This window comes from Klenkia sp. PcliD-1-E, from assembly GCF_024124375.1.
Lineage (GTDB): Bacteria > Actinomycetota > Actinomycetes > Mycobacteriales > Geodermatophilaceae > Klenkia.
In genome coordinates this window covers 1-18,937 of record NZ_JAMXRZ010000052.1, presented here as the reverse complement: position 1 = coordinate 18,937, position 18,937 = coordinate 1, and the positions used below count along the sequence as shown (strand labels likewise).

19 protein-coding genes are annotated in these 18,937 nt (G+C 75.3%); 5 read left to right on the top strand and 14 right to left on the bottom strand.

The genetic code is table 11. The features are described 5' to 3' along the window. Window positions 1-69 precede the first annotated feature (69 nt). On the bottom strand, window positions 70-1,005 hold the full coding sequence (locus NH342_RS12040; protein ID WP_253015114.1) for a nucleoside hydrolase: 936 nt from the start codon (window positions 1,003-1,005) through the stop codon (window positions 70-72). 70 nt (window positions 1,006-1,075) lie between these two features. Between NH342_RS12040 and NH342_RS12035 the strand changes: the two genes are divergently transcribed. After that, window positions 1,076-1,660: a helix-turn-helix domain-containing protein gene (locus NH342_RS12035; protein ID WP_253015113.1), complete on the top strand. Its 585-nt coding sequence runs from the start codon at window positions 1,076-1,078 to the stop codon at window positions 1,658-1,660. 31 nt (window positions 1,661-1,691) lie between these two features. Continuing rightward, window positions 1,692-2,552 (top strand): RimK family alpha-L-glutamate ligase, encoded by an 861-nt coding sequence (locus NH342_RS12030; protein WP_253015112.1) that lies wholly within the window; start codon window positions 1,692-1,694, stop codon window positions 2,550-2,552. Between the two features lie 3 nt (window positions 2,553-2,555). Here the strand turns inward: NH342_RS12030 and NH342_RS12025 are convergent, their stop codons facing one another. After that, a complete protein-coding gene (locus tag NH342_RS12025; protein ID WP_253015111.1) occupies window positions 2,556-4,043 on the bottom strand; it encodes an MFS transporter in 1,488 nt (495 codons plus the stop codon). 85 nt (window positions 4,044-4,128) lie between these two features. Continuing rightward, the gene (locus tag NH342_RS12020) at window positions 4,129-5,580 is read right to left on the bottom strand and encodes an MFS transporter (protein WP_253015110.1); all 1,452 of its coding nucleotides are present in this window, start codon (window positions 5,578-5,580) and stop codon (window positions 4,129-4,131) included. A gap of 81 nt (window positions 5,581-5,661) precedes the next feature. On the opposite strand from NH342_RS12020, the gene NH342_RS12015 reads away from it, so the two are divergent. Next, window positions 5,662-6,339: a TetR/AcrR family transcriptional regulator gene (locus tag NH342_RS12015; RefSeq protein WP_253015109.1), complete on the top strand. Its 678-nt coding sequence runs from the start codon at window positions 5,662-5,664 to the stop codon at window positions 6,337-6,339. A gap of 10 nt (window positions 6,340-6,349) precedes the next feature. Here NH342_RS12015 and NH342_RS24215 read toward each other — a convergent pair whose 3' ends face one another. The 10 genes from NH342_RS24215 to NH342_RS11965 form a co-directional block, all read right to left on the bottom strand. After that, window positions 6,350-7,144 (bottom strand): CPBP family intramembrane glutamic endopeptidase, encoded by a 795-nt coding sequence (locus NH342_RS24215; protein ID WP_253015108.1) that lies wholly within the window; start codon window positions 7,142-7,144, stop codon window positions 6,350-6,352. 44 nt (window positions 7,145-7,188) lie between these two features. Next, entirely contained in the window at window positions 7,189-8,283 is a 1,095-nt protein-coding gene (locus NH342_RS12005; RefSeq protein ID WP_253015107.1) for an MSMEG_0565 family glycosyltransferase, read from the bottom strand. Further along, window positions 8,280-9,095: a carbon-nitrogen hydrolase family protein gene (locus tag NH342_RS12000; protein ID WP_253015106.1), complete on the bottom strand. Its 816-nt coding sequence runs from the start codon at window positions 9,093-9,095 to the stop codon at window positions 8,280-8,282. Before NH342_RS12000 ends, NH342_RS12005 begins: the two co-directional genes overlap by 4 nt. After that, on the bottom strand, window positions 9,092-10,420 hold the full coding sequence (locus tag NH342_RS11995) for an MSMEG_0569 family flavin-dependent oxidoreductase (RefSeq protein ID WP_253015105.1): 1,329 nt from the start codon (window positions 10,418-10,420) through the stop codon (window positions 9,092-9,094). Before NH342_RS11995 ends, NH342_RS12000 begins: the two co-directional genes overlap by 4 nt. Beyond that, window positions 10,417-11,301, bottom strand: coding sequence for a carbon-nitrogen hydrolase family protein (locus tag NH342_RS11990; RefSeq protein ID WP_253015104.1), 885 nt, complete (start codon window positions 11,299-11,301; stop codon window positions 10,417-10,419). Before NH342_RS11990 ends, NH342_RS11995 begins: the two co-directional genes overlap by 4 nt. After that, on the bottom strand, window positions 11,298-12,728 hold the full coding sequence (locus NH342_RS11985; RefSeq protein WP_253015103.1) for an MSMEG_0567/sll0787 family protein: 1,431 nt from the start codon (window positions 12,726-12,728) through the stop codon (window positions 11,298-11,300). Before NH342_RS11985 ends, NH342_RS11990 begins: the two co-directional genes overlap by 4 nt. Next, window positions 12,725-13,801 carry an MSMEG_0568 family radical SAM protein gene (locus tag NH342_RS11980; protein WP_253015102.1) on the bottom strand — a complete coding sequence of 359 codons (1,077 nt, stop codon included), beginning with the start codon at window positions 13,799-13,801 and terminating at the stop codon, window positions 12,725-12,727. The genes NH342_RS11985 and NH342_RS11980 overlap by 4 nt, the downstream gene beginning before the upstream one ends. Before the next feature lie 10 nt (window positions 13,802-13,811). Beyond that, entirely contained in the window at window positions 13,812-14,345 is a 534-nt protein-coding gene (locus NH342_RS11975) for an MSMEG_0572/Sll0783 family nitrogen starvation response protein (RefSeq protein ID WP_253015101.1), read from the bottom strand. Window positions 14,346-14,370: 25 nt separating this feature from the next. Continuing rightward, the gene (locus NH342_RS11970) at window positions 14,371-15,207 is read right to left on the bottom strand and encodes an amidohydrolase family protein (RefSeq protein ID WP_253015100.1); all 837 of its coding nucleotides are present in this window, start codon (window positions 15,205-15,207) and stop codon (window positions 14,371-14,373) included. 107 nt (window positions 15,208-15,314) lie between these two features. After that, window positions 15,315-15,914 carry a TetR/AcrR family transcriptional regulator gene (locus NH342_RS11965; RefSeq protein ID WP_253015099.1) on the bottom strand — a complete coding sequence of 200 codons (600 nt, stop codon included), beginning with the start codon at window positions 15,912-15,914 and terminating at the stop codon, window positions 15,315-15,317. A 55-nt stretch (window positions 15,915-15,969) separates the two neighbouring features. On the opposite strand from NH342_RS11965, the gene NH342_RS11960 reads away from it, so the two are divergent. Beyond that, the gene (locus NH342_RS11960; protein WP_253015098.1) at window positions 15,970-16,767 is read left to right on the top strand and encodes an SDR family NAD(P)-dependent oxidoreductase; all 798 of its coding nucleotides are present in this window, start codon (window positions 15,970-15,972) and stop codon (window positions 16,765-16,767) included. A gap of 3 nt (window positions 16,768-16,770) precedes the next feature. Then, entirely contained in the window at window positions 16,771-17,811 is a 1,041-nt protein-coding gene (locus tag NH342_RS11955) for an aldo/keto reductase (protein WP_253015097.1), read from the top strand. Here NH342_RS11955 and NH342_RS11950 read toward each other — a convergent pair. Further along, window positions 17,793-18,937: MBL fold metallo-hydrolase (locus tag NH342_RS11950; RefSeq protein WP_253015096.1), on the bottom strand; the 1,145-nt coding region annotated here is incomplete at its 5' end. The genes NH342_RS11955 and NH342_RS11950 overlap by 19 nt on opposite strands.

The following is an 18,937-nucleotide window of genomic DNA, read 5'->3' as shown; positions in this document are numbered from 1 at the left end:
CGCGCCCTCCTCCGTCGTGCTGCGTTGTGACGCATGACACCACGAAGCACCGACAGTCGGGGCCCCGGGTCAGCCCAGCGAGCGGAGCGCCTGGACCAGCACGGGTGCGAACGGCGGCTCGGTGGCCAGCACGACGCGGGCGGGCCGCCGCCCGCCGCCGGCGTCGGTGGTGGTCCTCCCCCGCTCCTCGCCGTCGCCGGTCACCACGACCACCGGGGTGACCAGCTCGCGGGTCACCTGCACCGAGTCGGTGAGCAGTGCGGCGGCCAGGGGGTCGTAGAGCACGGCGAGCCGGCGGCCGAAGACGCCCGCGTAGAAGTCGCCGTAGACGCCCAGCATCGCCCCGACCGCGGCCACCGCCGGGGACGGGTCCTCGCGGAGCGCGACCAGGTCGTCCTCCTCCAGGCGCTGCCGGCGGGCGGCGTCGACGGGCAGCACCGTGGTCGGCCAGGACGCGGCGAACACCAAGTCGGCGGCCTCGGGGTCGTTGAAGACGTTGGCCTCGGCGTGCGGGGTGATGTTGCCCGGCTCGAGGAAGGCACCGCCCATGACCACCACGTCGTGGACGAGCGCGGGCAGATCGGGGTCCTGGGCCAGCGCGAGGGCGATGTTGGTGAGCGGGCCGATCGCCAGCACCCGCAGCGCACCCCGGTGCTCGTGGGCGAGGTCGACCAGCAGCTGCGCGGCGGTCCGGCCGTCGGGTACCCGGTCGGTGGCCGGCAGGACCACGTCCCCGATGCCGTTGGTGCCGTGCACGTCGGGGGCGCCGCCGCCGTAGGGGCGGGTGAGGGCGTCGCGGGGGCCGACGGCGACCGGCACCGGCGGGCCGCCGAGGAGGTCGAGCACCTGGAGGGTGTTCTGCGCGGCCCGGGCGGCGTCGAGGTTGCCCGACACGCTGCCGACGCCGACCAGCTCGAGCTCGGGACGGGAGAGCAGGAAGGCGATCGCCAGGACGTCGTCGATCCCGGTGTCGCAGTCCAGGAAGACCGGGACGCGGTCGGTCATCATGTGCCTCCTCCGGCCGCGGGCGGGCCCCGCGGGAACCTACCGGTGCCGCCCGGGGAGGATGGCGGCCGTGGCCGCCCCTCACCCCGCCCCCTCCGGGGAACCGCTGCGCATCGGCGCCAAGCTCCGGGCGACCCGGCGCGCCCAGGGGCTGACCATCGACCAGCTCGCCGAGGCGACCGCCCTGACCAAGGGGTTCATCAGCCGGGTCGAGCGGGACGAGACCTCGCCGAGCGTCGCCAGCCTGGTGACGTTGTGCCAGGTGCTCTCGCTGCCGGTGGGCGCGCTGTTCGACGACGCCGTGCAGCGCGTGGTCCCGCTGGCCGACGCCCCGCTGATCAACATGGGCGGCTCGGGGGCGGTGGAGCGGCTGCTGACCCCGCGGGCGGAGTCCCGGGTGCAGCTGCTGCGCTCGACGCTGCAACCGGGCGCGAGCGGGGGCGCCCAGCTCTACACGATCAACTGCGACGTGGAGTCGGTGCACGTGCTGCGCGGCCGGGTCACCCTGCGCTTCGCCAGCGAGTCCGTGGAGCTGGCCGAGGGCGACACCCTCACCTTCTCCGGTCGGGACCCGCACACCTGGGTCAACCCCTCCGACGGCGAGTCGGAGATCATGTGGACGATCGTGCCGGCGGCCTGGAGCGGCTCGGCCTGACCGGCGTCCGCGCCCGGAGGGGACCCGCGACATGACGACCACCCGCCTGGCCTGGGCCACCTCCCGCGCAGCCCGGGGACGCGACGACGACGAGGGCCCCGCCCTGGCCGCGCTGGCCCGCGCCGGGGTCGCCGTCGAGGTGGTGGACTGGGACGACCCGGGGGCCGACTGGGCCGCCTTCGACCGGGTGGTCCCCCGCTCCACCTGGGACTACGCCGACCGGCTGCCGGAGTTCCTGGCCTGGTTGGGACGGGTGGACGCGTCGACCGAGCTGGTCAACCCGCTCCCGGCCCTCCGGTGGAGCCTGGACAAGCGCTACCTGGGCGAGCTGGAGACCGCCGGCGTGCCGATCACCCCGACCCGGTTCGTGCCACCGGGCAGCGCGCCGGACTTCCCGCCGGGCCGGTTCGTGGTCAAGCCGGCCGTGGGCGCCGGCAGCCGCGGCACATCGACCTACGGCCCGGACCTGCACGCCGCGGCCGCCGAGCACGTCGCCGCGCTGCACCGGGCCGGGCAGGTCGTCCTGGTGCAGCCCCTCGTCGCCTCCGTCGCCATCGACGGCGAGTGGCCGCTGGTGTTCCTCGGCGGCCGGTACAGCCACGCGGCGGGCAAGCGGGTCGCCGTCCCGGAGGCCGGTCTCGTGGATGACCTGTTCGCCGACGAGCAGACCACCGGCCACGAGGCCACGCCCGAGCAGGTCGCGGTCGCCCGGGCCGCCCTCGCCGTCGTCACCGAGCGCTTCGGCACGCTCCCCTACGCCCGGGTGGACCTGGTCCGGGCCGACGACGGCACCTCGCTGGTGCTGGAGGTCGAGCTGGTCGAGCCCTCGCTGTTCCTGGCCCGGGCCGACCCGGGTGCGGCCGACCGGCTCGCCGCCGCGCTGACCGGGTAGGGCTCAGCCGGCGTGCACGGGCGCGTCGGTGGGCAGGTCCTCCCGGCTCGCCCGGACCAGCACCGCCGAGACGACGGCGGCGACCAGCAGGAACCCGGCGCCCCAGGCGAAGGCGGTGGTGTAGCCCTCGACCTGGGCGACGAGCGGGGCCGTCGGGTCCTCCGGTGTCGGCGGTCGCTGCGCCAGCGCGTCGGTGATCGCGGTGACGGAGAAGGTGGCCAGCAGCGCCGTGCCGACGGAGGCACCGACCTGCTGCACGGCCTGCAGGACGGCGCTCGCGGCACCCGCGTCGTGCTCCCCCACCCCGACCAGGGCCAGGTTCGACAACGGCACGAACGTGAAGCCCAACCCGAGCCCCAGCAGCACCTGACCGGGCAGGGCGACCTGCCAGAACGGGGTGGACAGACCCAGGAAGGAGAGCAGGAACAGCCCGGCGGCGGCGAAGAGGCCGCCGGCGACCATCAGCGGCTTGGGTCCGACCCGGGGCACCAGCTGGCTGGCGCTGCCGGCGGCGACCAGGACGCCGGCGGTGACCGGCAGCGAGGCGAACCCGGCGGCGACCGGGGTGTAGCCCAGCACCTGCTGGAAGTAGAGGCTGAGGAAGAAGAACGAGCCGATGAGGCCCGCGCCCACCAGCGTCGCCGTCAGGTAGGCACCGCCGCGGTTGCGGTCCAGCAGCAGCCGCATCGGCAGCAGCGGGTTGCGCACCCGGAACTCCACGACGACGAACGCCGCGACCAGCACCACCCCGACCCCGATGAAGGTCAGCGCGGGGCCGTTCGCCCACGGGCTGCCGCCGTCCCCGGACTGGGCGGCCTCGGCCACCTTGGTGAACCCGTAGACCAGGGAGGCGAGCCCGGCGGTGACCAGCACGGCGCCGGGGACGTCGTAGCTGGTCTCCCCCGGCGCCCGCGACTCCGGCACGATCCGCCAGGCGGCGAGGACGGCCAGGACCGCGATCGGCACGTTGACCCAGAAGCACCAGCGCCAGTCGGCGTACTCGGTGAGCACACCGCCCAGCAGCAGGCCGACCGCCGAGCCACCGCCGGCGATCGCGCCGTAGACGGCGAAGGCCTTGGCGCGCTCGGCGGCGTCGGTGAACAGCACGGTGATCAGGGCCAGCGACGCCGGGCCGAGCAGTGCACCGAAGGTGCCCTGCAGTGCCCGGGCCGCGAACAGCATCGCCTCGTTGGTCGCCAGCCCACCGAGCGCCGAGGCGAGGGCGAACCCGACCGCACCGACCAGGTAGGTGCGCTTGCGGCCCCAGAAGTCCGCGACCCGCCCGCCCAGCAGGAGGAACCCGCCGAAGGTGAGCGTGTAGGCGGTGACGATCCACTGCTGGTTCGCCTCGGTGATGTCCAGGTCGGCCGAGACCGCCGGGAGCGCGATGTTCACGATGGTCGCGTCCAGCACGATCATCAGGACCGTCACGGCGATGACGGCCAGGGCCAGCCAGCGCTGCGGGTACGGGTGGGCGTCGGGCTCGGTCACAGCTGTCCCTCGGGTGCGGTGGGTGGGTGCGCGGACGCCGTCGGCCGACACCTGGACGGTAGCCGTGCGCACCCTGTCCGGCGCGTCAGTGCTCGTCGGTGGCCCGGGAGTCCGACAGCGCGAGGGCGCCGTAGGTGGCGACGACGCCGACGACGGCCGCGAGCACCAGGTAGGTGGTGCGCTCGCCGCCGAAGAACGAGGTCACCAGCTCCGACGACCAGACCCCGGCGGGCAGGGTCGCCGTCACCAGGGCGGCGATCATGGTGCCGACGACGGCGGTGCCGATGCTGGTGCCGATCTCCTGCGCGGTGTCGTTGAGCGCGGCGCCCATGGTGGTGCGGTTGGCCGGCATGGCCGTGACCATGGCGACCGCGCAGATCGTCATGACGGTGCGCAGTCCGAGGGTCAGCACGACCATCGCGGCCGCGATCGCCGGGTAGCCGTGCTCGACCCCCCACGCCATGCCGAGCATGCCGGCCACGAGCAGGGCCGCACCGACCAGGCAGGCGACCCGGTGGCCGAACCGGGCGGCCAGCCACTCCGACAGCGGGGTGGCGGCGATCATCGTGACGATCAGCGGCAGGTTGGCCAGGCCCGCGCGCACCGGGCTCCAGCCGTAGGCGTACTGGAAGTGCAGGACGAGCCCGAACATGACGCTGGCCATCGTGATCGAGGCGGCCATCTGCGTGATGGCCGCACCGCGGGCCGGACCGGCGGCGAACAGCCGGAGGTCGACCATGGGGAACCGGGCGGCCAGCTCGTGCCGCACGAACCAGGTGCCCGCGGCGAGGGAGCCCAGGGCCGCGGCGAGGGTGATCGGGGAGAGCCAGCCGTGCTCGACGCCGCTGGTCAGCGCGTAGCAGCCCAGCCCGATCGCGGAGATCGTCAGGACGGCGCCGGGCAGGTCCAGCGGGTCCGAGGTCAGGTCCTCGCGCCGGTCGGCGGGGACGCCGAACCGGACGCCGATCCAGGCGATCAGTGCGATGGGGGCGTTCACCAGCAGCAACCAGGTCCAGCTGACGTGGGCCAGGGCGGTGCCGCCGAGCAGCGGGCCGAGCACGAAGCCGGACATGCCCACGACCATGACGACGGTGATGGCGCGCATGCGCAGCTTCTCGTCGTCGAAGAGCCGGAAGATCAGCGACATCGTCACCGGCGCCATCGCCGCGGCGGCCAGGCCGAGCGCGGCGCGCAGGGCGATCAGCTCGCCGGTGGTGGAGACCGCGACGACGGCGAGGCTGATGACCCCGAAGGCGGCGAGGCCGGTGAGCAGCACCCGGCGGCGGCCCAGGCGATCGGCGGCGGCGCCCGCGGTGAGCAGCAGGCCGCCGAAGGTCAGCGAGTAGGCGCCGGTGACCCACTGCAGCGCGGTCGTCCCGCTGCCCAGGTCACGGCCGATGGTGGGCAGCGCGATCGACAGCAGGGTGTTGTCGACCATCTCGACGAAGAAGGCCAGGCAGAGCGCGGCGAGGGGCAGGATGGCGGCGCGCAGCGAGGGGTAGGCCTGCGCGGTGGCCGTGGGGTGGGTGGTGGTCATGGCACACCTCCGAGTAATCGAACAGCGTTCGAGTCTCGAACGCCGTTCGAAACATAGAACGCCGTTCGATAGAGTGCAAGCATGACCGGGCGACGACGGGTGACCCACTCGCTGGAGGCCGTGCTGGACGAGGCCATCGCGCTGCTGGACGAGGCCGGTGAGCCCGCGCTGACGTTCCGCGCGCTGGCCGCCCGGCTCGGCGGCGGCGTGGCGAGCATCTACTGGTACGTGTCGAGCAGGGACGAGCTGCTGGACCGCGCCACCGACGAGGTGATGGCCCGTCTGCTGGACCGGACGGCGGAGCTGGGCGACGGGCCCGACCCGGTGGCGAACCTGCGGGCGCTGTCGCTGGCGCTGTTCGAGGAGATGCGCCGGCGGCCCTGGTTCGGCACCTACATGCTGCGCAACACCGGCCTGCAGCCGCACTCGATGCTGATGTTCGACCGGCTGGGCCAGCAGACCATGCGCCTGGACCTGACACCCAAGCAGCGCTTCCACGTCGTGTCGTCGCTGGTCAGCTATGTCGTCGGGGTGGCCGTGGACATGGCGCAACCGCCGCCGAAGGAGTTCGTGGACAGCGGACTGGAGCCGGCCGAGTTCCTGGCCGGCTACGCCGAGCGGTGGCGCGCGCTGGACCCGGAGGGTTACCCGTTCGCCCACCACGTAGCCGACGAGTTCGCCGTCCACGACGACGAGGAGGTCTTCCGCTCCGGGCTGGACCTGCTGCTCGACGGTCTGCGGACCCAGGCGGGTCGCTGACCGGCCGGGTTCAGCTCCCGGGCGCCCCCGGGAGCCAGGAGACGTGCCCGACGAGCAGCGCGTAGCCGACGAAGGCGACGACGTCGATGAGGGTGTGCGCGACGACCAGGGGCCCGACCCTGCCCCACCGCTGGTACAGCCGGCCGAACAGCAGCCCCATCGCCACGTTGCCCACGAACCCGCCCAGGCCCTGGTAGAGGTGGTAGCTGCCGCGCAGCACCGCGCTCACCGCGAGCGCCCGACCGTCGGACCAGCCCAGCTGCCGCAACCGGTGCAGCAGGTAGGCCGCGACGAGCACCTCCTCGAGCACCGCGTTCTGCCCGGCCGACAGCACCAGCACCGGGATCCGCCACCAGGTGTCGGGCAGCGCCTCGGGCACCACGGTCAGGTTGGCGCCCACCCCGCGGGCGGCGAGGTAGAACGCCAGCCCGGTGCCGCCGACCAGCGCGGCCAACCCGACCCCGCGGGCCAGGTCCGCGCCGGGCCGCACCGGACGCAGACCCAACGGCCGGACACCCTCGCCGGAGCGGGTGAGCAGGTGGACGACCAGCAGCACCGGCACCAGACCGGTGGCGAGGTAGACCAGCTGCAGAGCCAGGTCCAGCCCCGGCCGCCCGGGCGCGGCCGACCCGTTGAGCACGGCCGCCTGCTGGGCCAGCGGCGCGGGCTCCAGGAGGGCGCCGACGAACTGGACGGCGGCACGCACCCCGGAGGCGCCCAGCGAGAGCGCGAAGACCAGCCAGACCTCGGTGACCAGCCAGCGCCGCGGCACCGCCGTCGTCGCGTCGTCCAGGTCGGGTCGCACGGGCGCAGTGTCCGCGCAGGAGCTGTGCGTTGCCTGGTGGTCGGCTACCGGCCGACCCGGAGGGTGCTGTACAGCGCCAGGTGTGCGCCGGCCGCGGCGTCCCAGTCGTGCGCGGCGGCCAGGGCGCGGCCCGCGGCCACCCGCGCCGGGTCGCGCCCGGACGCGGCCGACACGACCGCCTCGGCCAGCGCGGACGGGGTGGCCGCGAAGTCCGCGACGCCGCCGAAGACCTCGCGGAGCACCGGCAGGTCGCGGGTCACCAGCGGCACACCGGCGGCCAGCGCCTCCATGGCGGCCAGCCCGAAGCCCTCCCTGGTCGAGGGGAAGGCGAACACCTCGGCGGCGGCGACGAGCGCGGGCAGCCGGTCGTGGTCGACCGGGCCCAGGACGACGGGGGCGACGCCGAGGGCGCGGGCGCGGGCGTCGACCTCGGTGCGGTAGTCGCGGTAGTCGAAGAGGGTCTCGCCCCCCGCCACGACCAGGCCGAGGTCGGGCCGCCGGTCGCGCACCAGGGCCATCGCCTCGACCAGGTCCAGCGTGCCCTTGCGCGGCTCGATGCCACCCACCGCCAGCACGTAGCGGCCCAGGCCGGCCCGCCAGCGGGCCCGCTCCGCCTCGCCGTCCGGCCCGGCCGCGGTGGCGAAGCGGGCGTCGTCCACGCCGTTGGGGATGACCGTGGCCACCCGCCCCCACCCGTCCCGGACCTCGGCGGCGACCGCGGCGGAGACGCAGACCAGCGTGTGCGGGGTGCGGACGGCCCGCTCGTGGCAGGCGGCCAGCTCCGGGGTGGTGAAGGTGTCGAGGTGGTGCACGGTGCGCACGCAGTCGGGCACTGCGTTGGCCGAGATGCAGTCCTGGGCGTGCACGACGTCGTAGTCCTCGTCGGCGAAGGCCGCGGCGAGCACCCGGATCGACCGCATGATCCGCGCCCCGACGTCCTCCCCCGGCACGTCGGGGAACGGCACCAGCCGCAGCCCGACCGCCGGGTCGACCGGCCGGAAGAACGCGGCGTCCCCGCCCCGGCCCAGCGACCAGACGTGCACCTCGTGCCCGCTGCGGGCCAGGGCCTCGGCCAGCGCGAGGGTGTGCACCACCCCGCCGCGGGGCTTGGTGGAGTAGGTGAGCAGCGCGACCCTCACGAGTAGGCGTCCGGCCGCAGTTCGCGCAGGTGGGACAGCACCAGCCGGGCCCGCGCGACCTCGCCGGCGACGTCGAGCTCGGCGAGCGTGAGGCCCGCCTTGGCCCAGGTGCGGGCCAGCACGTCGCCGCCGGGCCCGACGACCTTGGACTGGCCGAGGAAGCGCAGCCGGCCCATCGTCCCGGTCTGGTTCGCCGACACCAGGACCACCTGGTTCTCCGCGGCGCGGGCGCAGTCGTAGAGATCGAACAGGCGGGACTGCCGGTCCTGCAGCAGCCGGGGTGCCCGGTTGGTCAGCGACGCGGGCCACGCCGACAGGCAGGCCAGCAGCTGCGCCCCGTCGCGGGCGAGGGTGCGGCCGGCCTCGGGGAAGGTCTTGTCGTAGTCGACCAGCATGCCCAGCCGGCCGACCGGGGTGTCGAAGGCGGTGAACGCGTCGCCCGCCGAGTAGGCGGCGAGCTCGCCGGCGGGCTGGTGCACCTTGCGGTGCCGGCCCAGCACGCCGTCACCGCCGAGGCAGACGGCGCTGTTGTAGAAACGGTCCCCTGCCTGCTCCCGGTAGGCCAGGCAGACCACCACCGGTCCGGCCGCGGCGGCCAGCCGGGGGAACAGGGCGTCGTCGGGTGCCAGGGCCGGCGGCAGCCCGGTCCCCCCCACGGCGTCGAACCCGCCGAGGTAGCCCCCGAGGGTGGCGTCCGGGAAGACCAGCAGGTCCACCCCGCGGTCCCGGGCGTCCGCGGTGATCGCCTCCACCTTCGCGGCGCAGGCCTCGACGTCCCGCCCGAAGTGGGCCGCGACGGCGGCGATCCTCACGCCACGCGGGAGGCCGAGGAGGCGGCCGCGGCGGCCAGGGCGCTCCCGAGGCCCGTCCGGGTGCCGGCGGCGGTCAGCTCGGTGATCCGGTCGGCGACGAACTCGGCGTCCCGCGCGATGCCGGAGAACCGGCCCGACCCCCAGGTGTGCAGCCACGGCAGGCCGAGCACGAACAGGCCCGGGGCGGACGTCACGCCGCGCACGTGGGTCGGGTAGCCGGCGCCGTCGAAGACCGGCACCCGCACCCAGGACCAGTCGGCGCGGAACCCGATCGCCCAGACCACGCTGCCGATCGCGGAGGTGTCCAGCTCGGTCGGGTCCGCCTCGGGCGCCCAGACCGGCACGTAGCGCGTCTCGGTCGGGGCGCCGATCCCCGCGGCCGCGATGTGCCGGTCGATGAGGTCCTTGGCGCTGTCGTCGACGGCGTCGGCCCGGTCCAGGTGCTCGGTCAGGTTCGGCTCGAAGCGCAGCAGGCCGTCGCGGACGCCGGCGAGCGTGCCGTAGAGCTGCATGCCCTGGGTGGCGAAGGTCCGCAGGTCGATGTCGCGGCCGCCGTCCCGGCCGGTGACGTAGTGGTTGGTGCCGACCCGGGCGGCCTCGCCGTCCCGGTGCTGCTCGACCGGCATGTCGTAGTGGCCCAGGTCGTGCAGCCAGGCGACGACGTCGCGGCCCCGGTACCGGCGGGCGATCCGGGGTGCGCTGCCCACAGCCAGGTGCACCCGGCGGCCCGCGAGGTGCAGGTCCTCGGCGATCTGCGCGCCTGACTGGCCGGTGCCGACCACCAGCACGTCGCCAGCGGGCAGCTGCTCGGGGTTGCGGTACTGCTGGGAGTGCAGCTGGGTGATCCGCTCGGGCAAGGCGGAGGCGTACGGCGGGACGACGGGCAGGTGGTAGCCGCCGACGGCGAGCACCACCTGGTCGGCGTGCAGCTCCCCCGCGCTGGTCCGCAGGGTGTAGCCGCCCCCGGTGGCCGGGGCCAGCCGGGTGACGGCGACCCCCTCGTGCACGGGCGGGTCGAAGGAGGACGCGAAGGAGCGGACGTAGTCCACGATCTCGTCGCGCAGCATGAACCCGTCGGGGTCGTCGCCGCGGTAGGGCCAGCCGGGCAGCCGGCACTGCCAGTTCGGGGTGACCAGGCAGAAGGTGTCCCAGCGGGCATCGACCCACTCGTGGGCGACGGTGTCCCGCTCCAGCACCACGTGCTCGACGCCCCGCTGCACCAGGTGCCAGGAGATCGACAGCCCGGCCTGGCCGCCGCCGACGACGGCGACCGGCACGTGCTGCGGGAGCGCGGTGCGGGACGGCGCGGCCTCGGTGAGGGTCACGCCGCGGCCCCCGCCCCGACCCCGGACCCCGCCCGCCCGTAGGTGTCGGGACGGCGGTCCCGCAGGTGCCCCATCGACCGGCGCGCACCGTTGAGCGCCTCGGCCACGTCGACGCTCGCGACCGCGGTGCCGGGCGCGGTGCCGGTGGTGGCCAGCACGTCCCCGCCGGGCCCGACGACCTTCGCGCTGCAGACGAAGCGCAGCGAGCCGAAGGTGCCCGACTGGTTCGCCGACACCCACACGATCTGGTTCTCCAACGCCCGGGCCTGGTCGAACAGGTCGAACCGGCGGGTCCAGCGGTCCTCGGCCAGGTCGGCGGCGGCCCCGGTCCGCGAGCCCGGCCAGGCCGACATGCAGACCACCACCTCGGCCCCGTCGACGGCCAGCGTGCGGGCCGCCTCGGGGAAGGCCTTGTCGTAGCAGATCATCATGCCCATCCGGCCGACCGGCGTCTCGAAGGCCCGGAAGCCGTCACCGGCGGCGTAGACGTTGGACTCCCCCAGCGGCTGGTGCACCTTGCGGTGCACACCGAGCACCCCGCCGCCGGTCACCGCGACGGCGGTGTTGTACCTGTCGGCGCCGTCGGACTCGCAGAACCCGGCCGTGACCACCATGTCCCCGGCGATGGCCGCCAACCGGGCCACCTCGGGTCCGTCGACGTCCAGGGCGGGTGGGAGCTCGTGCTCGGGCAGCACCTCGGCGACGCCGTGGTCACCGAGGGAGGCCAGGTACCCGCCGAGGGTGGCCTCGGGCAGGGCGAGCAGCTGGACGCCGCGGGCCCGGGCGTCGGCGACGAGGCCCTCGATGCGGGCGAAGGCGGCGTCGAGGTCGCGGCCGAACGGGGCGGCGACGGCGGCGAACGTGGTCGTCGTGGTGGTCACGGGGACTCCTCGGGTGGGCGGGATGCGCCCAGGCCGGTCACCGGACCGATCAGGGCGGGAGTGGTCGAGCCATCGGGCCAGCGCAGCCGCACGCCGGAGCCGGGGACCAGCTCGCCGCAGGTGCCGGTGGTGGCCGGGCCCGCGGGGGCGACGGCGCGGTCGGGCGCGTCGGTGGTCAGGAAGGCCGAGCCGGGGAAGCAGGTGAACCAGTCGCCGACGGTCGCGGCGGCCGGGCGTGGCACCGCGGCGACGTCCAGGACCGCTCCGCAGCCGCTGGCCTCGGCAAGCATCCCGAGGGTGCCGACCAGGCCGGCCATGGAGACGTCCTTGGCCGCCGCGGGGGCGGTGCGGGCCACCACCGAGCCCAGCTGCTGCAGCTGCGCCGTCGTCCGGCCGGTGGTGGAGTCCCACTGCCGCCCGGTGGCGCCGGGCCGCCAGCCCCCGCCGAGGTCGGCGGTCAGCCGCACCCGCTGGCCGGGGCGTCCGCCGGACGCCGGGACGGGCCGGTCGGTGCGGCCGAGCGCGGTGACGCTGAGCGCCGCCGGGACGCCGATCTGGGTGTGCCCGCCGAGCACCGGCACGCCCCACGCGGCCGAACCGGCGCACAGGCCGGCGACCAGGCGGGCGGCGAAGGAGGCGTCGCGGGCACCGACGGAGTCCAGCAGGCCGACCGGCGCGGCACCCATGGCCGACAGGTCGTTGACGTTGACCAGCACGCCGCACCACCCGGCCCACTCCGGGTCGCGCTCGACCATCGAGGGCAGGATCGCGTCGCAGGCGGCGACCACGTCGGTGCCGGGGACGGGCGCGCCGTCGTCGCCGACGAACCCGGGCCCGCCCAATCCCCCGTCCGCGGAGCGGAGCCCGGCGAGCAGGCCGCCCAGGGGTGACTTGGTGGTCCGGGCCAGGGCGGCCAGCCGCCCGATGGGCCAGGTCATGGCGGTGTGCGGGCGACCACCGACCGCGGCGGGCCCGACGACCTGCCAGCCCAGCCGGGTGAACAGGCCGGTGTAGCGGTCCTGCACAGTGGCGTCGAAGCGGAGCGCGCCGGCCTGCTCGGCGCGGGCGCACGCAGCGGCGACCAGGGCCGGGCCCATCCCGGGCGCGCTGCCGGGGGCGACCACCAGCCGCGAACCGGTCCACCAGCCCACGTCGGCCGCACCGGCGTCGGCCGGGGCCAGCCGGACGCCGCCCAGCACCGTGCCGTCGGCCCCCCGCGCCACCAGGACGACGGCGCGGGGATCGGCGTCGGTGTCGTCCAGGTCGGTGCCGGCGAACAGGCCCTGGTCCTCGACGAAGGCCCGCCGGCGCAGCTGCCGGTGGGCGTGCACCGCGGCGGCGTCGGCCTCCTCCAGCTGCCAGCCCGGGCGGGCGGGCGCGCGGCGGTGGTCGACCAGCAGGACGTTGTGGTCCCAGGGCCCGGTCATGCGCCGGCCGCCTGCAGCGCGCTGCACGCACCGCACGCCGCGCAGCCGGCGCCCTGGTCGGCACCGTGCATGCCCAGCGCCCGCAGGCCCGCGGCCACCCGGGTGGTCACGTCGGCCAGCACCGCGGGATCGGGTGCGCCGACGCCGTCGGCCATCGCCAGGGTGCCGGCGATCGGGCGGTACGGGACGACGAAGGGGTAGACGCCGCGCCGGGCGAGGTCCAGCGCGCCGGCCACGAGCTCGTCGGGGTCCTCCCCCAGGCCGACCAGCAGGTAGGTCGACACCCGGTTGTGGCCGAAGACCCGCACGGCCTCGGCCCAGGCCGCGTCGTACTGGCTCATCGGCACGGAGGCCTTGCCCGGCATCCAGCGGGCGCGCACGTCGTCGTCCAGCGACTCGACGTGGATGCCGATCGCGGTGGCCCCGGCGTCCTCGAGCTCGCCGATGGCGTCCAGGTCGGCCGGCGCCGGGGGTTCGCACTGCACCTGGACCGGCAGCCCCGGCACGGCCTCGGTGACCGCGCGGACACAGCGGGCCAGGTGCCGGGCGCCGCGGTCGCGGCCGTTGGTGGTGCCGGTGGTCATCACCATCTGGCGCACTCCGTCGAGGCGGACGGCGGCCTCGGCCACCTCGGCCAGCTGTGCCGGGGTCTTCACCGCGGTGGTGGTGCCGGCGGCGAGGCTGGCCTCGATGGCGCAGAACCGGCAGCGGTCGGTCTCGTCGTAGCGGATGCAGGTCTGCACGACGGTCGTGGCCAGCACGTCCTTGCCGTGCAGCCGGGCGAGCTTCTCGTAGGGGACGCCGTCGGCGGTGGTCAGGTCGTAGAAGCGCGGCCGCTGCACCGGCTCGGCGTCCAGGCCGAGATCGGCGCCGTCGAGCAGCAGCCGGCCGCCGCTGATGGAGTAGGGGCTGGTGGCGTTCAGCGGGACCGCCGTCCCCGCGCCGTCCAGCAGCACGTGGCCGTCGTCGCTGGGGCCCGCCCCGGCCCGTCGCCGGACCGGGGCGTCGACCCGGACGCCGAGGATCGCGAGGTCGACGCGGTGGCCCACCCGCGTACCCGTCGTCGGGGTCATGGCCCGGCGCTCAGAGGTTGTAGGTGGAGTTGATGATGGCGCCCTTGCGGGCGTAGTGGATGAGCGCGTCCTGGACGTCCAGCGGGTGGCAGGGGATGCACCCGGCGATGAGGTCCTCCTCGCGCAGGCCGTGCAGGCTCAGCCCGAAGCGGCAGACGTAGACCGTGCCGCCCTCCTCGATGAACTTCTCGATCTGCGAGTTGATGTTGTGCTCGCCCGGGAAGGCGGAGTCCCCGGTGGTCGGGAAGCCGCGGGTGGCCATGGCGTTCATGGCGGCCGGGCCGTAGAAGTACAGGACCGACTCGAAGCCCTTGCGCAGCGCGCGCAGGGCCTGCAGGCAGGCCACGAAGCTGACCGAGGACTCGTGCGCGATGCCGTGCACGAGGGTGAAGTAGCTCTCGCCCTCGCCCGCCTGGTAGTCGGGGAAGATCTTGGTCGAGCCGTACAGGTTGCTGCCCTTGGGCAGCGAGGGGTGCGGGATCTCCGCGAGGCTGGCCTCGGCCTTGGCCTTGATCTCCTCGGGCGTGGCGAGCGGCGTGGTCACAGGGGTGCCTCCATCGTGATCGGTGTCAGGTCAGCTGGTGGAGCTGCTCGAAGTTGCGGCGGAAGACCAGGTCGGCGAGCTCGCCGTCCCCGGTGGCCGCCGCGAGGCGGGCGTGCTCGCCCGCGAAGTCGCCCCAGGGCTGGTCGGAGGCGAACAGCACCCGGTCGTGGCCGATGCCGTGCCGCTCGATCTCGGCGGCGAACCAGCGCGGCGCGAAGCCGATGGCCCAGCTGGTGTCGGTGTAGACCCGCTTGCCGGCGGCGACCCAGGCGAAGAACTTCTGCCCGATGAGCTTGATGTGGCCGCTCATGCCCCCGCCCATGTGCACCAGGTGCACGGCGACGTCGTCGGCGTACTCCTCGACCAGCAGCCCGACCTCGTCGAGGTCGCTGGCCGCACCGGGGCTGGTGTGCACGTGCACCACGAGCCCGTGCTCGCGGGCGGCGCCGAAGATGGCGTCCAGCTGCGGGCGGCAGGCCACGTCGGTGACCCGGCCGCCGAGCAGGAACGACAGCTTGAGCGCGCTGACGCCCCGCTCGCCGGCGAGGGCGAGGGCCTCGTCGGTGGCCGCGGCGTCCTGCGGGCGGGGGCTGGTCCACAGCCCGGCGCGGATCCGCTCGTCGGTCTGCGCGGCCTCCACGACCAGCTCGTTGAGGGCGAAGGAGGCGGTGGGGTCGGGCACCCCGTAGTTGGGGATGACCAGGGCGCACTCGGTGCCCTCGCGGTCCAGGTCGGCACGCAGTTCCGCGATGGTGGCCCGCGCGGTGGTGTCGGGGTTGACCGGCGGGCCGCCGTAGAACGGGAAGGCGGGCAGGACGCCGAGGTGGCGGTGCGCGTCGTGCACCCGCTGCCCCGTGGTCATGGGGAGAACGGTGGTCCCCGGGTGTGTCACCGTGGTGACGTCCGGAACGAGATGTCGTTACGTCGCGACCGGTTCGCGGGCCCGGGCGAGTCGGCTGTGTTTCAGGATCACCGCGCGGGGGTCTCCAGGGCGTGCAGGGCCTGCTCGAGGGCCGCCTCCAGCGGCCAGGGGTCGTGCAGCGGCTGGCTCAGCACCAGCCCGCCCTGGATCGCCGACATGATCGACGCCGCGACCCGGTCGGGCTCGACGTGCTCGTCCAGCCGGCCGGCGTCCTGCATCCGCCGCACCCCGGCCGACAGCAGTGCGCCCCAGTCCCGGAACGTCTGCGCGATGAACGCGGCCAGCTCCGGGTTGCGGGCGGCCGCCTCCGACGCCAGGGAGCCGATCGGGCAGGCCCACCGGCCCTGCCCGATGTAGTAGTCGACCAGCGCCCGCTGCCAGGCCTCCCACGACTCGCGAGTGGACAGGTCGTGCACCCACGGCTCCTGCGCGGCCAGCAGCTGGGCGCCCTCCCACTCGGCGACCGCGCGGACCAGCTCGTCCTTGCCCCCGGGGAAGTAGTGGAACAGCTGCGACTTGCTGGTCAGCGTCGCGGCGCGGACGTCGTCCAAAGTGGTGCCGCCGATGCCCGCGGCCAGGATCCGGCGGCCGGTCTCCTCGACGATGCGCTGCCGGGTCCGTCGCCCGCGCTCGGTCAGCTCCGCCACGTCGCCCACGGTACTCGACTGGACCACCCGGTCCACTTCTGGTACGAACTGGACCGTGCAGTCCAATGATGCCGTCCTGTCCTCCCTCCCCCGCGACGCGCGCCTGGCCGGGCGCACCGCCTGGGTCACCGGCTCCACCAGCGGCATCGGCGAGGCCGTCGCCCACGTGCTCGCCGCGTCGGGCGCCACGGTCCTGGTCAGTGGCCGGGACGTCGCCCGCGCCGACTCCGTCGTCGCGGCGATCACCGGTGCCGGTGGCGCGGCGCTGCCCCTGGTCGCCGACCTCGGCGCGCCGCCCGCCCAGCTGCGGGAGACCGCCGCCCACGCCGTCGAGCTGGCCGGCGGCCGGCTCGACGCGCTGGTCAACAACGCGGGTGTCTACCCGGTCGGCGCCACCGCGGACCTCCCCGACGACGACCTGGACCGGATGCTCGCCGTCAACGTCCGCGCACCGCACGTGCTCGTGGGCGCACTGGCCCCGGCGATGGCCGACCGCGGCGAGGGGGCCGTGGTCACCATCGGGTCCTGGATGGCCCGGGTCGGCAACCCGTTCGGTGCGATGTACACCGCCACCAAGGCCGCTGCCGAGCAGCTGACCCGCTCGTGGGCTGCCGAGTACGGTCCCCGCGGCGTCCGCGTCACCGGGGTGGCGCCCGGCGTGACGGCCACCCCGGGCAACGCCGCCGACGCCGAGGTGCTGGACGCCATGACCGCCCGCACCGTGGCCGGCCGCCCGGTCCGCCCGGTGGACGTCGCCTACGCCGTGCGCTGGCTCCTCACCGACGAGGCCGTCTTCGTGCACGGCAGCTCCATCGACGTCGACGGCGGGATCACCGCGGCACGGGTGGCCTGAGCCGTGCCCGGGCACCTGCGCACGCTGGGCCGGTCCGGGCTGCTGGTCAGCCCCTTCACCCTCGGCACGATGACCATGGGCAACGAGCAGTGGGGCAGCGACCGGGCCGCCTCGGCCGCGGTGCTGGACGCCTACCTGGAGGCCGGCGGCAACGCCGTGGACACTGCCGACGTCTACGCCGGCGGGCGCAGCGAGGAGCTGCTCGGCGAGCTGCTGCGCGAGCGGGGCGCCCGGGACGACGTCGTGCTCGCCACCAAGTACGGGTTCCACGCCGGCGGCGGGGCCCTCGGCGGCGGCGCCGGCCGGAAGCACGCCGTCCGCTCGCTGGAGGGCTCGTTGCGCCGGCTGGGCACCGACGCGGTCGACCTGTACTGGCTGCACGTGTGGGACGACGTGACCCCCGCCGAGGAACTGCTGGCCACGATGGTCGACCTGGTCCGCGCCGGGAAGGTCGCGCACTGGGGCCTGTCCGACGTCCCGGCCTGGTTCGCCACCCAGGTCGCCGTGCTCGCCGCCGCGCACGGCGTCCCGGGGCCCGTCGCCCTGCAGGTCGAGTACTCCCTCGTGGCGCGGACGGTGGAGGGCGAGCACGTCCGGGCCGCCCGCGAGCTCGGCATGGGGATCGTCCCGTGGAGCCCGCTGGCGGGCGGGTTCCTGACCGGGAAGTACCGGCGGGGCGAGCGGCCGGGGACCGGGCGGCTGTCGGGCCCCAACCCGTTCGGCGACAGCAAGGACACCCCGCAGAACTGGGCGGTGCTCGACGTCCTGCGGGAGGTGGCAGGTGATCTCGGCCTGCCGCCGGCCCGGGTCGCGCTGGCCTGGCTGCTCGACCGGCCAGGGGTGGACACGGTGCTCGTCGGCGCCCGCACCCCCGACCAGCTGGCCGGCAACCTGGCGGCGGCCACGGCACCGCTGCCCGACGACGCCCGCGCCCGGCTGGACGAGGCCAGCCGGCCCGACCTCGCGTTCCCCGGCGACCTCTACTCGGCGCGGATGATGGCCGCGGTCATCACCGGAGGGGTGCCCTACCGCAGGCTCAGGTGACGAGGGACCCGCTCCGGGGGGTCGTCGACGGAACCGACGGCGGTCCACCAGTCCTCGACGCCCGGCGGGTCGAGGACGTCAACCCGCTCCCCGGGCCGGGGGACGACGAGGGGCAGGCCGGTGCCCGCGGTGGCGGCCAGCAGGCGCTGCACCGGCTCGGCCCAGGGGTGGAAGGCGAGGTTGAACGTCGCCCAGTGCACCGGCAGCAGCAGCCCGCCGCCGAGCTCGGCGTGCACCTGCACCGCCTCCTCGGGTGTCAGGTGGACCGCCGGCCACGCCGGGTCGTAGGCCCCGATCGGCAGGACCACCAGGTCGAAGGGGCCGAAGCGGTCGCCGACCCCGCCGAAGGCCGGGGTGTAGCCGGTGTCGCCGCCGAAGAAGACCGCGCGCCGGTCACCGCGCACCACCCACGAGCTCCACAGGGTGTTGTCCCGGCCGAACCAGCGGCCGGAGAAGTGCCTCGCCTCGGTGCACACCAGCGTGAGCCCGGCGACCGACGTGCGCCCGTCCCAGTCCAGCTCGACGACGCGGTCCCCGGGGACGCCCCAGCCGCGCAGGTGCTCCCCCACCCCCAGCGGGACGACGAAGGGCGCCGCCGTCGCCTTCAGCAGGTGGCGCACCGTGGGCAGGTCGAGGTGGTCGTAGTGGTCGTGGGAGACCAGGACCGCGTCCACCGGCGGCAGGTCGGCCAGCGGCAGCGGCGGCGCGTGCAGGCGGGTGGGCCCGAACAGCGGGGAGGGCGAGACCCGCTCGCCCCACACCGGGTCCACCAGGACCCGGCGGCCCTCGACCTCCAGCAGCACCGTCGAGTGGCCGAGCCAGGTGACCGCCAGCTCCGCCGCCTGCGCCGGCACGTGCGGGCGGGCCAGCGGCACCGCGCCCAGCGGCCGGCCGCGGTCCCGGTCGCGGTGAAGCTGGCGCTGCAGGCCGCCGTAGGCGCTCACCGGGGCGATCACCGGGCCGGGCAGCCGGTTGCGGAAGGCGCCGTCGTGGAACTGGGCCGAGCCCGTCGTGCCCGGCAGCGACCAGCGGCGGCCGGCGCCGATCGCGGCGGGCAGGCCCCAGGTGGCCCGGGCCAGCACTCCCGCCGGGACGGCGAGGGTGGCCGCGGCCAGCGCGGTGACGG

Coding starts and splice junctions, on each gene's coding strand:
- NH342_RS12040 (WP_253015114.1), bottom strand. CDS start 1,005: ATGACCGACCGCGTCCCGGTCTTCCTGGACTGCGACACCGGGATCGAC.
- NH342_RS12030 (WP_253015112.1), top strand. CDS start 1,692: ATGACGACCACCCGCCTGGCCTGGGCCACCTCCCGCGCAGCCCGGGGA.
- NH342_RS12020 (WP_253015110.1), bottom strand. CDS start 5,580: ATGACCACCACCCACCCCACGGCCACCGCGCAGGCCTACCCCTCGCTG.
- NH342_RS12015 (WP_253015109.1), top strand. CDS start 5,662: ATGACCGGGCGACGACGGGTGACCCACTCGCTGGAGGCCGTGCTGGAC.
- NH342_RS11985 (WP_253015103.1), bottom strand. CDS start 12,728: ATGACCGGGCCCTGGGACCACAACGTCCTGCTGGTCGACCACCGCCGC.
- NH342_RS11980 (WP_253015102.1), bottom strand. CDS start 13,801: ATGACCCCGACGACGGGTACGCGGGTGGGCCACCGCGTCGACCTCGCG.
- NH342_RS11970 (WP_253015100.1), bottom strand. CDS start 15,207: ATGACCACGGGGCAGCGGGTGCACGACGCGCACCGCCACCTCGGCGTC.